9 protein-coding genes and 1 pseudogene are annotated in these 14305 nt (G+C 46.1%); 1 reads left to right on the top strand and 9 read right to left on the bottom strand.

Annotated features, from left to right (window positions below; all coding sequences use genetic code 11):
• Positions 1–242 precede the first annotated feature (242 nt).
• A complete protein-coding gene (locus AC6R05_RS08485) occupies positions 243–461 on the top strand; it encodes a PAS factor family protein (RefSeq protein ID WP_032552405.1) in 219 nt (72 codons plus the stop codon).
• Between the two features lie 152 nt (positions 462–613).
• Here the strand turns inward: AC6R05_RS08485 and AC6R05_RS08480 are convergent, their stop codons facing one another.
• From AC6R05_RS08480 to AC6R05_RS08440, 9 genes and pseudogenes are all read right to left on the bottom strand, one after another.
• Positions 614–1906: an alpha/beta fold hydrolase gene (locus tag AC6R05_RS08480; RefSeq protein ID WP_500647140.1), complete on the bottom strand. Its 1293-nt coding sequence runs from the start codon at positions 1904–1906 to the stop codon at positions 614–616.
• A gap of 146 nt (positions 1907–2052) precedes the next feature.
• Entirely contained in the window at positions 2053–3312 is a 1260-nt protein-coding gene (locus AC6R05_RS08475; protein ID WP_500647139.1) for a sensor histidine kinase, read from the bottom strand.
• Positions 3313–4011 carry a response regulator transcription factor gene (locus AC6R05_RS08470; protein WP_500647138.1) on the bottom strand — a complete coding sequence of 233 codons (699 nt, stop codon included), beginning with the start codon at positions 4009–4011 and terminating at the stop codon, positions 3313–3315.
• 62 nt (positions 4012–4073) lie between these two features.
• The gene (locus AC6R05_RS08465; protein WP_500647137.1) at positions 4074–7244 is read right to left on the bottom strand and encodes an efflux RND transporter permease subunit; all 3171 of its coding nucleotides are present in this window, start codon (positions 7242–7244) and stop codon (positions 4074–4076) included.
• A gap of 1 nt (position 7245) precedes the next feature.
• Positions 7246–8523, bottom strand: a complete 1278-nt coding sequence (locus tag AC6R05_RS08460) for an efflux RND transporter periplasmic adaptor subunit (protein WP_500647136.1) — start codon at positions 8521–8523, stop codon at positions 7246–7248.
• Positions 8520–9914, bottom strand: a complete 1395-nt coding sequence (locus AC6R05_RS08455) for a TolC family protein (protein ID WP_500647135.1) — start codon at positions 9912–9914, stop codon at positions 8520–8522. Before AC6R05_RS08455 ends, AC6R05_RS08460 begins: the two co-directional genes overlap by 4 nt.
• A gap of 243 nt (positions 9915–10157) precedes the next feature.
• Entirely contained in the window at positions 10158–10901 is a 744-nt protein-coding gene (locus AC6R05_RS08450; protein WP_500647141.1) for a DUF3726 domain-containing protein, read from the bottom strand.
• A gap of 2 nt (positions 10902–10903) precedes the next feature.
• Positions 10904–12640, bottom strand: coding sequence for a hypothetical protein (locus AC6R05_RS08445; RefSeq protein ID WP_500647134.1), 1737 nt, complete (start codon positions 12638–12640; stop codon positions 10904–10906).
• A 135-nt stretch (positions 12641–12775) separates the two neighbouring features.
• Positions 12776–14281, bottom strand: a pseudogene (locus AC6R05_RS08440) (BCCT family transporter); the annotation flags it as partial.
• Positions 14282–14305: the final 24 nt, after the last annotated feature.

The following is a 14305-nucleotide window of genomic DNA, read 5'->3' as shown; positions in this document are numbered from 1 at the left end:
TAAGGTTAATCAATCAAGAAGGGAAAGCAAGGTCAGCACCTAAACCAGCTCAAAAGATCAACACGCCCTGGCAAAAGAGACCTGCTCAAGGTCTCTTTTTTACATTATTGAGTCATTATTCATTAGAGATCAATCACTAAAGATAACGATTAATTAACACATATTGCGATCGGAATCCCAGAAACAATACTACACAGAGTGCATAATGCTTTCATTTTTAACAGATGTACTAAGGACAGTTTATGGATAAATCCACTCTCATTTACAACACCCTTGAAGGGCTATCGAATGCAGAGCCGCAAGAATTCGCTCAAATTCGTCAAGATCTTTACAACCAATTAGGTCTGACGTTCGAACAACAAACTGCACTTTATACTCGTGTTTTAGGCCCTGCTGGTGCCGGAAAATTAACTGACATCGACAACGCTGTACAGTCGGCTTGTCAGCTACTTGGCGAATAATCTATTTAAAATTAAGAACAACAAACGCCGACTTTCCCCAACCCCCTTTTCCCCCTAACGGAATTAAAAAAACGCTGCTAAATTTAGCAGCGTTTTTTCGTTGTCTGAGAAGAAACCTTTAAGCAACTAACAAGCCATTAAACAGCTGCAAGTTACTTTGGTAGATTCTCTATCGACTCAACCATTGTCATTAACTTATCTAGAATGCGTTCACCGTCTGCTCTGATCCCATTGTGCTCGTATTCATTGGTGATCCACGCTTTTGAATTTTGGATCTTAGCCAGAGTTTCGCGGCTGTAATCAAGCTCAACGTACATATCATCGGCATACACTGCACACGCCATCGGCACTCTGTTTTCGCTAAGCTGTTTCGGTTCATATAAGCGAACCCAGTCTGACTTGTCAGCTAATAATTCAGCAGCTTGCTTTAACGGTTTTAGGGTCTCTAATTGGTCAAACATCCAAGGGTAAACCATTTCGCCCGTAAACCAGAACGCATCACCTGTTTGGTAGTTAAAGTGCGGATATTCATCGCGAACTCGGTGCGCTGACCATTGCGATGCCGTGCCTTGGCAGTAGATCGACTCATGCAAAATCGCATAAATAGGATTAGTGAGATAAGCCTGCTCTTGTTGCATCTGATTTAAAAAGCTGTAGCTAAGTTGCTTCTCTCCAGCCACATCAACAAAGGCGTTTTCCAATGTGAAGTACATTGGCAGATTCGCCTCACCACCACCGAGATTAATGCCAATTAGCTGGAACTGCTCAACTGTGAAGATCTGACCATTCGGCAAACGTACCTCATTGGTTAAAAGATGATCGGCAATCTCACGACACAGTGTTTGTGCTTGCGGGAACTGAGCGAAGAAGGCTCTATTCTTATCTTCTACGCGCTTGTAAGTCGCTCGATAAACATCGTCAGCCTCACGCTCGATTGATGGAATACCGCCCGTAACATAACAACGCAGTAAGCTTTGAGGAAACAGAGAAAGGTAAGTCAGCGTGCAAAAGCCGCCAAAGCTCTGACCGATTGTCGCCCACTGTTTGACACCAAATTGTTCACGAATCGCCTCAGCGTCACGCACAATGTTGTCAGCTCGGAAATGTGACAGGTAATCAGCTTGTTGTTCTGGATTAAGGTGAGCCAGTGTTTGATGGCTAATCACCGTGCTATTACCCGTGCCGCGCTGGTCTAGTAAGAGCACGCGGTACTGTTGTAGAGCGCGTTTTACCCAGCCCGATTCGCCACTCATTCTTGGGGAAGGAAAGCCCGGGCCGCCTTGAAAGTAAACAAGCCAAGGTAGTTCTTGATTGTCTTTTGCGAGATCCACCAATTCACGCGCAAACACCTGAATTTGTTGACCTTGTGGGTTCTTGTAGTCGAGTGGAAGCTGAAAGTTATGTTGACGGTAGAGCGTCGTTCCATCAATGAATTGTGCCTGCACGCAAGTATCCTTTATCTGTGACCGATTAATTATCATTATATTTGAGTTTGAGCCTAACCTAGCTCAAGACTTCAAGATACTCGCAAGTCACCCTATAGGAAACTGTAAATCATCAATATTCGTAAAAATCTTTTACAGCCAGCCTGTTAACTAGTGAAAGTGACATCAACTCGCCAACCTTCAGGCGATTGCTGGGTTTGATAAGTCCACCCATATTGAGCGATAAGTCGCTGCGTCAGTTCTAGCCCCAAACCAAAGCCGAGATCATCTCGCCCAATTTTAGGTTCCGTATTGCGGTTCACAATAGATAACGTATCACCTGCTTGGGTAATCTCAACAATGCCATTTTCTGTGTGCTGAAAAGCGTTGCGAATCAGGTTTGAAATGACAATTCGACACAAACCTTCGGGCAATTCCAACGTGGTTTGGTCAACGGTGGTGGTCACTTCCACTGATTTACCTTGTAGCAAATAACCAAGCTCGCCGACTATCTGTTGGATACTCTTTCCTAACGAGACTGGGTAACTAGGCAGAGACTTCCCTTCCTGACGATTCAACCAGAGTAGTGTTTCTGTAAGGTCAGTCATGGTAAAGCCCGCGCGTTCGATCCGGTCGAGCACTTCGAGTTGTTTCTCTGCAGGAAGCTGCTTAGTAATCATTTTGCGCAGCAGCTCAGAATTGGTTCGCGTAACCGCAATCGGTGTTCGCAGCTCATGACTGGCATACCCAAGAAAACGTTGCTCTCGCTCCAAGCTCTCTTGTACCGAGCTCAAGCTAGATTTGATCAACTCCCCGAGTGCATTCAACTCACTGTAGTGAAAATTCGGGACAGGTTGAGTGAGCTGCTCTTTATCCAGCGCTTTTGCCCAATCCTTTAACTCTTCCACTGGCGAGGCTATTTTTCGCTGAACCAAAATCAATGCGATGAAAAAGAAGACGATAGCACCAAGCCCAATAAAAATAATGTAGATAAACGGTGGCGGCTCATTTTCAAACTTATCGTTCATATCCATTTGTTTGAGCAGCAAAGAGATATAACGCGTTTCTCCATCCACGACCACTTTCATTGCGAAGTAACCGGCTTCAGGCTCAGATATGATGGGTACGCCATCTATCCGTTTCAGAAGTTCATTCGGGATCAACTCTTCTGGATTCAGGTTTTGCTGAACCTCTATCGGTAAGTCTTCCCACTTAGCCGCTAGCGTCACGTCATCAAACTGGACTGGTGCATCATTTTCACCCAATGGAAGCTCTGTAGCTTGTGCACGCATGAATTCCGTCATAGCGGTATCTAAACCCGCAAAGAAGTAGTGAATGCCGGTGATAGTGAGCACACCAATGGTAGCACTGCCAACAAATAGCATCGCGACAAGAAAATAGAGCCTGATACTCGGGCGGATCTTCATCTAAACTTCCTCATTAAGCTTAAACGCAAAACCGTAGCCAGGAACGGTTTGGATAAGCTTGGTATCGCTTTTGCCATCAACTGCTTTTCGTAGATTAAACATGTGAACCTTTAAACTATTGCTGTCTGGCTGTTCATCTCCCCAAACAGCTTGCATCAGTTTTTCACGTGATACAGCATTTGGACTCTCTCGCATCAAGCATTCTAGAAGTTTGATTCCGGTTGGCGATACTTTAAGCGCCTTTCCTTGGCGAGTGGCGCTTTTATCTTGAAAATCCAACTCAACATCTTCGATGCGCAGCTTATTAACTTGCCCACTGCGACGACGAGATAAAACTTGGGTGCGTACGATTAACTCTTCCATAGCAAAAGGTTTTACGAGGTAGTCGTCTGCACCTTTAGAAAATCCTGTGAGTTTATCGTCGAGTGTGTCACGGGCGGTTAGCATTAGAATTGGAACATCTATACCTTGAGAACGTATCTTTTCGCACACCTCTAGCCCATTGAGTTTAGGCAGGTTGAGGTCAAGGATGACCGCATCGTAGTGGTTAGTTTCGATGAGATTGTAACCGGACAAACCATTGGCTGCGTGGTCACATGATATATCTTCAAGTTCAAGGTAATCGATGACCGCCTTTGCCAAGTCGAGATCATCTTCAACCAATAGAAGTTGCAAATTGTTCACCCATCCCTCCGTCATTCTAAGAATAGCCCCACAAGCTTACTTGTGGGGCTAGATATGCGTCATGTAATTGTAACGTACTACGCCAACTCTAGCTGATTTTCACTCTTAAAGAGCTTTTGTTTTACCTTGCTAATCAGCGTATTGGCATCATTTTGAATCAACAGCAGTGATGGTGTTAAAACCAAAGTGATAACAGTCGCAAACAAAATACCGTAACCAAGAGCCGCTGCTGCTGGAATTAGAAACTGTGCCTGTATAGAAGTTTCACTCAACAGTGGCGCCAGACCTGCGAAAGTAGTCACCGAAGTCAGCAACACCGCTCGTAAACGCCCTGTGCAAGCCTGTTGAATCGCTTCTTTGACACTCAATGACTTATCTTTGATCAGTTCATTGAATCGTGAAACCAACAGTAAGCTGTCATTCACCACCACACCGCTCAATGCCAAGATACCATTCAGCGACAAGATACTCAGCGTCAGGTCGTTCAACCAGTGGCCTAAAATGGCACCAACAATACCGAATGGAATCGCCACCATGATGATCAATGGCTGCACGTACGACTTCAATGGAATAGCCAGTAATGCAAAGATCATAATAAGCGCTAAAACAAAGGTCGATTGCATAGAATCAGTCGACTCTTGTTGCTGCTCTGCTTCACCAGTAAAGTCAATTTTCACCGTCGGATAGTCTGCATTGAGTTCTTTCACTATGCTGTTTTTCAGCTGAGCGACAAGCTCATTTGATGCGACCTGGTCTTTATCGACCACTGCCGTAATGTACACCGCACGCTGGTTATCGATACGGGTAATTTCAGATTGTTGGTAGTCCGAGTAGACCTTAGCAACCGTCGTCAATGGAACAACCGTACCATCTGGCGTTCTCACTTTTGACGCACCAATATCCGCAAGTGTTTGACGATCTTCCTCTGGATAACGAACACGGACTTTCACTTCGTCTTTGCCGCGCTGAAAACGCTGAACAATATCGCCACCAAATGATTGCAACACTTGTTGTGCTAGCGTTGCGGTATCCATACCTAACGCTCGACCTTGATCCGTCAATTCAAAGCGATACTGAGGTTCACCCAAGTCCAAGTTATCGTCAATGCCGCTAACTCCAGCCACTGTTTGTAACTCGGCTTTGAGTTTATTCGCTGCTTCTTTCAATAACTCTTCGTCGTTGGCTTTCAGTTCGGCTTTGAATGCATCTACCATCTCCATCATTGATAGGACTTTGAGCTTTTTAACGCCTTCCATATTTTCAGAGTTTGCTAACCACACGTCAGCAAATTCGTTAGAGTCATAGGTCGCTTCACCGTCCAATTCAATCGTCACTTTGCCCGACTTATCTTCCTCTGCAATCACCTGTACGCTTGAAATGCCCGACTCACCACCATGAATGGCGCGTAATTGTCTATCCACTTCCAAAGCATTCGCTTCTAACTGCAGCAGGTTGGTTTGCGTTTGACCAAAGCTACTGTCGTTATACATGCTGATTTCAGCGGTAACAGTATCACCAGCAATATCCGGGAAGAAGGCAACGCGTACGCTACCGGTAAATGGCATCCCAATAACCAGAATGAATAACGAAATAAAGCACAGAACAACCGCATATCGGAAGTTCAATGCTTGTTTAATCAATCGCTTGTAAACCTTGTTATTCACCCACTCTAAACCGTTATCAGCGCCTTGTTGAATTCGATTCCAAATTCCTTTGTTGTCTGAACGTTGAGTATTCACATGGGCCAAGTGAGACGGCAAGATCAGTTTAGATTCGACCAAAGAGAGCATTAAACAGATGGCAACGACGGTCGCAAACTGAGCATAGATTTGCCCCATTTTGCCTTCAACCATAGCAATCGAAACAAACGCAACCACAGTAGTGAGCACACCAAATATGGTTGGCGCTGCCACTTTATGTGTACCTACAATCGTGCTCTTTAATGAGTCTCCTTCTGCTCTGCGCGTCGAGTAAATGCTTTCTCCGACAACTACCGCATCATCGACCACAATCCCGAGTGCCATGATGAAGCCGAATGTGGTCATCTCATTGATTGTGAGACCCATAAATGAATCGGTCATAAAGAACAGAGTGCCACAGAATACAAATGGCAGGCTCGCCGCTACCCAGAACGCAACTCGGATGTTAAGAAACAGAGCCAAGACAATAAATACTAAGGCGATACCGGTTAGAGCATTTTTCGCTAGTAGAGACAATCGTTCTTTAATCAGCGTGCTTTTGTCGTACCAACTCTCTATTTCAACGTTCTCTGGCAGTAAGTTACTCGACTTCCACGTTTCAACGACTTGTTCGGCCTGTTCAACGATGCTGATAACATCACTGTATTCATCCATTACAATCTGGATGCCAATCGAGTTCTGCTGGTTGTAACGAGACAGGCTGAAGGTATCCTCTTCAAACACATCACTGACTTTAGCAATGTCGCCAAGTACGATCTGTCCACCATTGGCGGTGTTCAAGATAGGGATTGCTCTAAAATCTTGCAGTTCGTACGCCTGATCCGACACTTTAAGACGAACCGTTTTATCGCCATTGCGTAAGCTCGTCGCTATGCTGGTTGATGACTCTGCATTGATTGCGTTGGAGACATCCGTCAGCGTTAGATTGTAAGCTTGCAGTTTTGCCTCATTAACTTCGACAGAGATCATTGGATCGATCTTAGCCTTAATCTCTAAATCACGAATCTGACTTTGACTCAGTAAATCCGCTTTTAGCTGCTCTGCAAGGTCCTGCAAGGTAGCGCGGTCTGTATCGCCATAGAGTTGAACCCACAGCGCGTGTTCTTGCATTCGCGCTTTGTCGATAACTGGGTTGTCCGCTTCGGCTGGCAGGTTATTGATCGCATCAACCTTGGTTTTCACGTCATCAAGCAAGGTATCAAGATCGTAGTTAGTCTCTTTCTCGATAGAAACGTGGCTGCCTGAGGAGTCAGAAGTCGACGTTATATGCTTAATGCCTGATACCGTCTCAAGTGCCTCTTCGATCTTCATGGCTATCCCCTCTTCCGCTTGAACGGGGTCACCACTGTCGTAGGTCACAGAGACCGTGACGATGTCTGGTTCTAAGCTTGGGAATGCCTCTTTACGTAAGCTATTAACCGAGAATAAGCCAACCATGATAACGCCCAGCATCAGTAGATTTGCCGCTACTGAGTTTTGAGCAAACCACGCGATGATGCCTTTAGGTTTATACGCTGATTGCTGGTCGGTTGAAGGAAACGAACTCATATTAGCCCTCCTCTGACATCGTGCGATCTGATGCTGAATCTAACTTACGTTCAACCATTTGAATGTCATTGCTCTCTTCGGCAAGCGTTGGATTGACCTTCATACCCACTTTAAAGTTGCTTAATGGACGCATAACCACTTGCGCTGCGTTTTCACTGTTAACGGGTTCAACATAGATATGTTCATTACGTTCAAACAACGTGGCAGCTGGTGACTTAGTTAGCATACCTTGTGAATCAACAGTCCAAATGTCACCTTGCTGCGACAAAGCAGAGGCAGGCAGTTGCCATAAGTTCTCTACTTCAGCACCCGAAATGGTCGCAGTAACAAAGGTACCTGGGAAAAGTGGCTGAGTTTGTTCAAGCGGCTTATCGACAACCAATACAACAGAACGCTGACGTGTGTTCTGAGCGACATATTGATAGCTACGCTCGACCTCAGCTTGCCATTCAAAAGCGCCAGTGCTGTCGGTAATGGTCGCGTTCCAAGTGACATTGCCTTGTTGGTTGCCTTCTTTCACTGCTTTTGGCAAGTTCGCCCACTGTTGTTCTGATAAAGGAATTTCGATTTCAATGCGGTCGGTGCTGTATAGCGTCGCAACGCTGCTGCCCGCATTTAAATAACTGCCTGGCTGAATATCGCGGCTGACGACAACGCTATCGAATGGTGCTCGAACTTCGGTATTCGATAAGTCTTGCTGCGCTTTGACCAAGGCTTGCTTAGCATTCGCTAGTTTAGCTTGCGCACTCGCTAGCTGTGGTTCGCGAAGCACAAGTGGAGAGCTCGGTTCTCCAGTTAAACCAGATCGCTCCCATTCAGAGCGAGCTTGTTCGCCTTGCCTTTGCTCTTCTAATAACTCCTGAGTAGCAGTTGCAACATCTGACTTCGCTTGAGTCAGGGCTTGTTGGTAGGTTGTTGTGTCGACCTTAGCCAGCAGCTCACCTTCTTTCACGGTAGAGCCTGCTTCAAAACTACTAGACAACCACTCAACACGACCGCTCACTTCACTGGCAAAAGCAAGCTCGTAGCGGGGTTTTGTTTCACCATAACCCACCACTTCAGCGCGATAGCTGGCTGCGTCCGTTAGCTGAACCGCAATCTGTGGAAGGGAACGTGCATCCAACGGTTGTTCACCAGTGATATCGAGTTTAGTTTGTGGCTGCGCTTGAGCAGCTTGAGCCATTTGGCTGCCGTTGTACGCAACCACAGCAAAAATAGAGCCTGCAGCAGCGACTGTAATAGCGAACGTAATTGCATTCTTTTTTAATGTGTTTTTCATGCTTTGTTTCCTAGATTTTCGACACCTAGGCCCAGTGCTAAGCCTAAATCAATTCGGTTAAGTAGACGTTGGTATGTGGTATTGGTGAGTTGAGACTCGACGTCATAGGCTTGCTGCTGAACAGTCAATAAATCGAAGATATCCACCAGCCCTTGACGGTATTTCTCTTCGTAGCTCACCACACTTCGTTTAGCACTCGATAGCGACGCTTGGAGGTGCTGTTGTTGCTCCGCCAATGAGCCTTCTTGCCCAATTGCGTTTTCCACCTCGTTAACAGCGGTTAGCAAGGTTTCTTGGTAAGCCCAGTAACTTTGCTCTGTTGTAAGTTCAGCAATCTCGGCATTGGTTTTCAGACGACCACCTTGGAATAGCGGTGCAGATACCTGCCCTAACGCACTCCACAAAGGGTTGGCAAACAAAGCTTCACTTGGTGTTTCAGCCATGTCTTTTAAGCTCGCAGAAAGACTGAACGATGGCAGCATCGCTTTATAAGCAGCATCGGTTCTCAAACTCTCGGCTTCAATATTGAAGAAGGCTTGTTGAAGATCTGGACGACCTGCTAGATTTTGCACCGACATATTTTCAAGTGGATTGAGAACATCAGGAAACGCTTGCGCGATTTTGACGCCAGTAACCTTAGTATTCAACTCACCTGTTAACAGCAACAGGCTTCGTTTGCTCTGTGCTAGGTTTTCTTGATACTGAGCCACTGTGGCGCGAGTAGAAGCAGCGCTGGTTTTGGCGTTGTCGAGCTCCTCAAGTGTCCCTAAGCCGACTTGATAGCGGTCTAATACCAATGTTTCGTTGTTTTCAAGAATCGCTAAACGGCGCTGCTCAATATCCAGCAACTGTTGATTAACACTGATCTCTAGCCAACCACGCATAATGTTTGCAGCAAGAAGGTTGGTCGCGTTTTGGAGGCTAGCCTGAGATGCCGCAACATCTTTTCTAGATGCCGCGCTCACATCAGCAAGGCGCTGCCATAGATCTAGTTCCCAACTTACAGTGACATCAGCGTTGTAACTCTCGTCACTACCTTCTGTTTTCTCACCTGAAAAATTGGCATTAACCATTGGCAATTGGTCAGCAAAACTCAACCCCTCTTGGGCATAGGCGATCTTGAGAGCCACAATGCTCTGCTGAAGGCTTGGGTTCGCGCTAAACGCAGTCGTCAGATACTGCTCTAGCTCAGGTACATTAACGAGATCGGTAATTAAGTTCGTTGTTTGTTGTGTCTGCTCTTCACCAGCTATTTCTACTCGATTAAGTAACTGTTGAATGGACTCATTTTGTTGCTCTGTAGCCTGCGTTGAAAAGTCGGCTTCACTGGTTGTCGCACAACCCATAAGACCGGATAACATTATCGCAAGCACTGAATATCGAAACGTCATTGGTGCTATCTCCCACTTAGATGCGGCTAAGATAGAGTAAGCAGGGTTAAGGAGGGGTTAACGCCTCAATACATTCATCAGAAAAATGTTTGGCTGAAAAGTTTAATACTGTTAGAAAAGAAAAAGAGCCTAATGCTGAGAGGGGACATTAAGCTCTTTGGTTATTAATCACGGCAAAATAAGTGACACCGTCACCAGCATTTCCAATTGGTCCCTAGAAAACAATGGAAGTCGCTTGCGGTTTTAAATGGTTTCCGGTTCTAACTCACCAGCCCCTTGGACAGATCGTTGGCTGTTTTCGACCAATATCGCTGTAGCTGTTTCTTTCAATATGCCCCACTCTTTTTCACCAACCTCAATACCATTTTGCCAAGCATTACTCTGACTCTCTGTGAGAGAAGAAGACGTTATGTGTTGCTCAAACCCTTGAGATAACTCATCCACATCAAAGTCATGAATCGACAGCTCAATGGTCATATTGTGATAATCATCGGCATGAGGTGAGACTTCGTCTGACAGGAACAGCTCAGGTGCAACACAACCTCGGTTTAGAACATATAAGGTACGCTTCGGATTCGATCCATTTGCCCAACGCGCAGTACAAGCGATACCCTTTGAAGCAAGTTTTACAAGCTCGCTATATGCCAACCATCGATTGTGACAGTTTAGAAGCTCAATTTTGAGCGCCTTTTTACCGACCATTTTTTCAATCGCGTAATCCATGATCACAGGTAAATGGCATGCTACGCTGCTTTTATGCAGGTCAACCTCTACCGTATTATCACTGGTCACCGAAATAGCCACTGGCGTGTCAGACTCAAGTCCAATGTAGTTGCTTGCGTTGTTGAAGTGACGCACGCCGTCTAAACCTGCCATCTGCAAATCGGCCACCATGTTGGCAACCACATCCGCTTCACCGCAACAGCGACGCATACCAAGAAAAGCTTTGTTCACAGCCGCGACAAGTTCATTGTGAGAAACGATCATCATTACTTATCCCCTTCAAAGTCAGTATGGTTAGCGGCGTTAGTATTGTGCGGTATTGATGAAGATGTTTGGTCTGGTAACAGTGGGAATAACCACTCATCTTCATGTATTTCATCCAATAGTGGTGCACCTTGGAAGAAGGTCACGCGAACCCATCGGTCTGAGCGAGGGTCAAATTTAGTCGCGCCAAAAATCGCTAACTTACAGCGTAATAAGTGCATCGGCAGTGACGATTTGTGGAGTACGTTCATTTGAATGTCACCCATCGCACTCTGCCCTAGTGACCAAACTCGTCTTGAAATCGCTCGATATTGCGGGCTCTGTACTAAGAACTCAGCCAGTGACAACTCCGGTGGGAATTGCAATAAAGCATGATACAGACGATAGGCTTGACGACCGATATCCAACGGCAGTTCACGCTCCTCGCCCGGCTCTTCTCCACGTACACCGAGTCTTGGCTCTTCTTTGTCTTGTGAGCGATACCAGAACCAGTAGTTGTTTTCTGCTTTGGTGAAATCTGTATTAATCGCCCAGCGATATTTAGCCTCTAGAAGCACCAAGATATCCTGAACTTTTTTACCGCTCGGAAGTGACAGCATCTCGTTACAGTTCATCTCGTCTTGATGGGCATCCACTAAGTCTGGATAGAGCTCCATCAAGCAGGAAATGAGTATTTCTTGAGCTTCGAGACTCATACTTTGAGATTGAGCAACGAGCTGCTGCCATGTTCTGCATTTAGCCAGGTTTACACTCAACGACGCGTTAAACTCTTTTAGGTCAGTGACGGCCTGTTGGTTTAACCCTTGTTGATGATCATTGATGGTGATCACCTGCTCCAAATGGCAAATCGCCTTATTTATTAATTGCTCAAGTAGATACAGTTTTTCTTGTGATACCGATTGTGCCAACACATCAGCCAGCGCATATTCACGTGTGGTCATCCATTGATCAACAATGCATGGGTGATTGATCAGATACGGAGCCATACCTAAGCCAGTTGCGTTACCAACACCAAGGTATCTCTGTAAGCCTCGGTCGAGCTTCACCGCCGCATCCCCACCAGTTTGCTGTGCAAGGTAATGTACCCAGTCCAAGCTGAACTCACGCAATAAATACACCGCGCACATTTGAGCGCTAAACGACTGATTAAAGTCTGGGTTGTTTTCTAGGACTTTGAAATCCGCAATACCGAACTTGCCGTTGCCGTATACGGCTGTGGTTCTCAGTATGTAACCCACTTCTGCCAACTCAGCTGGTGTTGGCTGTTTGCCTTGAGCAAGATGGCTCACAATATGTTCGAACACTCGGACACTCTTGTTGGCACGCGCTAGAACCAAAACATTATTTGGGTTACGGCCCGCTTCCTGCAGTGGAACATTTGCTCGAAGGCGTTCAAGAAGTGCTTGGTCGACATCACCAATAACCAGAGCGAACGTCACGTCCCACTTTTCAGCGATCACTCGATCATTACGCTCTTCATCTGCGATCTCATCACAGAAGACAACCAAGTGATAAACATGCGTTGGCGTCGCTAATTTGTAAATCACATGACCAAAGCCTCTCGGACACAGTTGCCAATCATGCTTAGTTACTTGCCATTGCTGCTGTGCCATTTTTCGAATCAGCGTTCTTACAAAGCTGATGCGAGTTTGGTGCATTGCGCCTAGCCTTTCTGGCGCCATAACACTCTCTGCGTTACGTAGTTCGGATTCAGTGTAGGTTGAACGATGTGCATCCATTTTGCTCACCACCTTTATAGTTATTTAGTATCACTAACCGTTCCCAGCCGAGGGTTAGTTTTCACGTTATTGAATGAATTGGGGCGAGCCTTTCGCCCCTAATTGTTGTTTTACTTATAACCCTTGTTGTTTTGTTTATAGACCTTGCTCTTTTGCCATCTTGATTGCGATTTGTGGCGCATTCCAGAGTGATGGTAAAAGAATCAACGAAACTGGTACTGCAGTAATGACAATGAAAGATTGCAGTGCAGATATTCCGCCAGAGCCTAATGAGATGAGGATCAATGCCGTCACACCCATAGCCACACCCCAGAATGTACGAATGATGGCATTTGGCTCCGTCTCACCACTGATCACAACACTGATGGTGTACGTCATAGAGTCACCTGTCGTCACGATGAAGATCGTGGTTAGAATTAGGAATAAGATTGACACCAACATTGGCATTGGTAGCTGTTGCGTTACCGCCAGCAGTGCGCCCGGTAAATTAAATCCTTCGAATGCCTTACTCACACTACCTGGGTCAGCAATTTCAAACGCTAGACCAGAGCCACCTACGATGGTGAACCAGAAGCAAGTTACCAATGGCGCAACAACACTAATCGTCGTTACAATCTGGCGGATGTTTCTACCGCGTGAAATACGGGCAATAAAGATTGCCATCATTGGTCCATAGCCTAAGAACCAGCCCCAGAAGAACACCGTCCACCAGCTCAACCAGCCTTCATCACCACGATAGGTCGCCATTGGAATGAAGTTATCCAGCATGCTACCAACGCCTTGGATGTAGCCATTGAAGATAAAGTTCGTTGGACCAAACAGTAGGATGTAGACCATCAGTGCCATCGCAAGAATCACGTTGTAACGACTCAGCAATTGCATACCACGGTTTAAGCCACTCAAAGCAGACAGCGTATATAGAGCAATAGCAAACAGGATGATGATCAATTGAGTTGTAAAGCCATCAGGTATCTCGAACAAAGCATTCAATGCGTAGCTAACTTGTAACCCTAAGAAGCCAATTGGACCGATGGTTCCCGCCGCAACCGCAACAATACAACAAGCGTCAATCAGTGCCCCAGTATGCCCTTTTAGTGCTCGCTCACCCAATACTGGATAAAGTAGGATGCGTGGTTTCAGTGGCAAACCTTTATCGTAATGAAGGTGCATCACCACAATCGAGGTTAAACTACCGACAATCGCCCATGCCAAGAAGCCCCAGTGCATAAAGGATTGCGATAGTGCATTAACCGCGCCTTGCTGTGCACTCTCTTGCGCGCCATACAAAGGCGGTGGGCTTACATAGTGCGCGATAGGCTCTGCTGCAGCCCAAAACACGCCACCACCAGCCAGCAGTGTACAAAAGATGATTGCCATCCAGCGGAAGCCATCCATCTCAGGCTTATCTGTTCCACCAAGAACTACCTTGCCTGTTCGCCCTGCCGCTAAGCCAAGACCAATAAGAAAAGTAAGCAGAAGAAGCAGCTGCCAATATGGGCCAAAGACTTTCACTGACCATGCAAAGCCGCTGTTTACGAGGCTAGATAAGAGTTCTCCATCATAAAGCGCTAGGGCAACAAACAGTGCGATGAAGCCGCCGCTGTACCATAGAGCGGGGTTACTCAACCCTAATTTGTCGTTGTTTACGTCCTTAGTATTGTTCGC

The sequence above is a fragment of the Vibrio sp. R11-SG3-ISO9 genome (assembly GCF_059834255.1).
The sequence above is the reverse complement of the archived record's forward strand: the minus strand, read 5'-3'. Positions and strand labels throughout refer to the sequence as shown.

What these genes read in the sequence shown, in the direction of transcription:
- AC6R05_RS08460 (WP_500647136.1), bottom strand. Translation starts at nt 8,523, where the DNA reads ATGAAAAACACATTAAAAAAGAATGCAATTACGTTCGCTATTACAGTC.
- AC6R05_RS08445 (WP_500647134.1), bottom strand. Translation starts at nt 12,640, where the DNA reads ATGGATGCACATCGTTCAACCTACACTGAATCCGAACTACGTAACGCA.
- AC6R05_RS08465 (WP_500647137.1), bottom strand. Translation starts at nt 7,244, where the DNA reads ATGAGTTCGTTTCCTTCAACCGACCAGCAATCAGCGTATAAACCTAAA.
- AC6R05_RS08475 (WP_500647139.1), bottom strand. Translation starts at nt 3,312, where the DNA reads ATGAAGATCCGCCCGAGTATCAGGCTCTATTTTCTTGTCGCGATGCTA.
- AC6R05_RS08470 (WP_500647138.1), bottom strand. Translation starts at nt 4,011, where the DNA reads ATGACGGAGGGATGGGTGAACAATTTGCAACTTCTATTGGTTGAAGAT.
- AC6R05_RS08455 (WP_500647135.1), bottom strand. Translation starts at nt 9,914, where the DNA reads ATGACGTTTCGATATTCAGTGCTTGCGATAATGTTATCCGGTCTTATG.
- AC6R05_RS08485 (WP_032552405.1), top strand. Translation starts at nt 243, where the DNA reads ATGGATAAATCCACTCTCATTTACAACACCCTTGAAGGGCTATCGAAT.
- AC6R05_RS08450 (WP_500647141.1), bottom strand. Translation starts at nt 10,901, where the DNA reads ATGATCGTTTCTCACAATGAACTTGTCGCGGCTGTGAACAAAGCTTTT.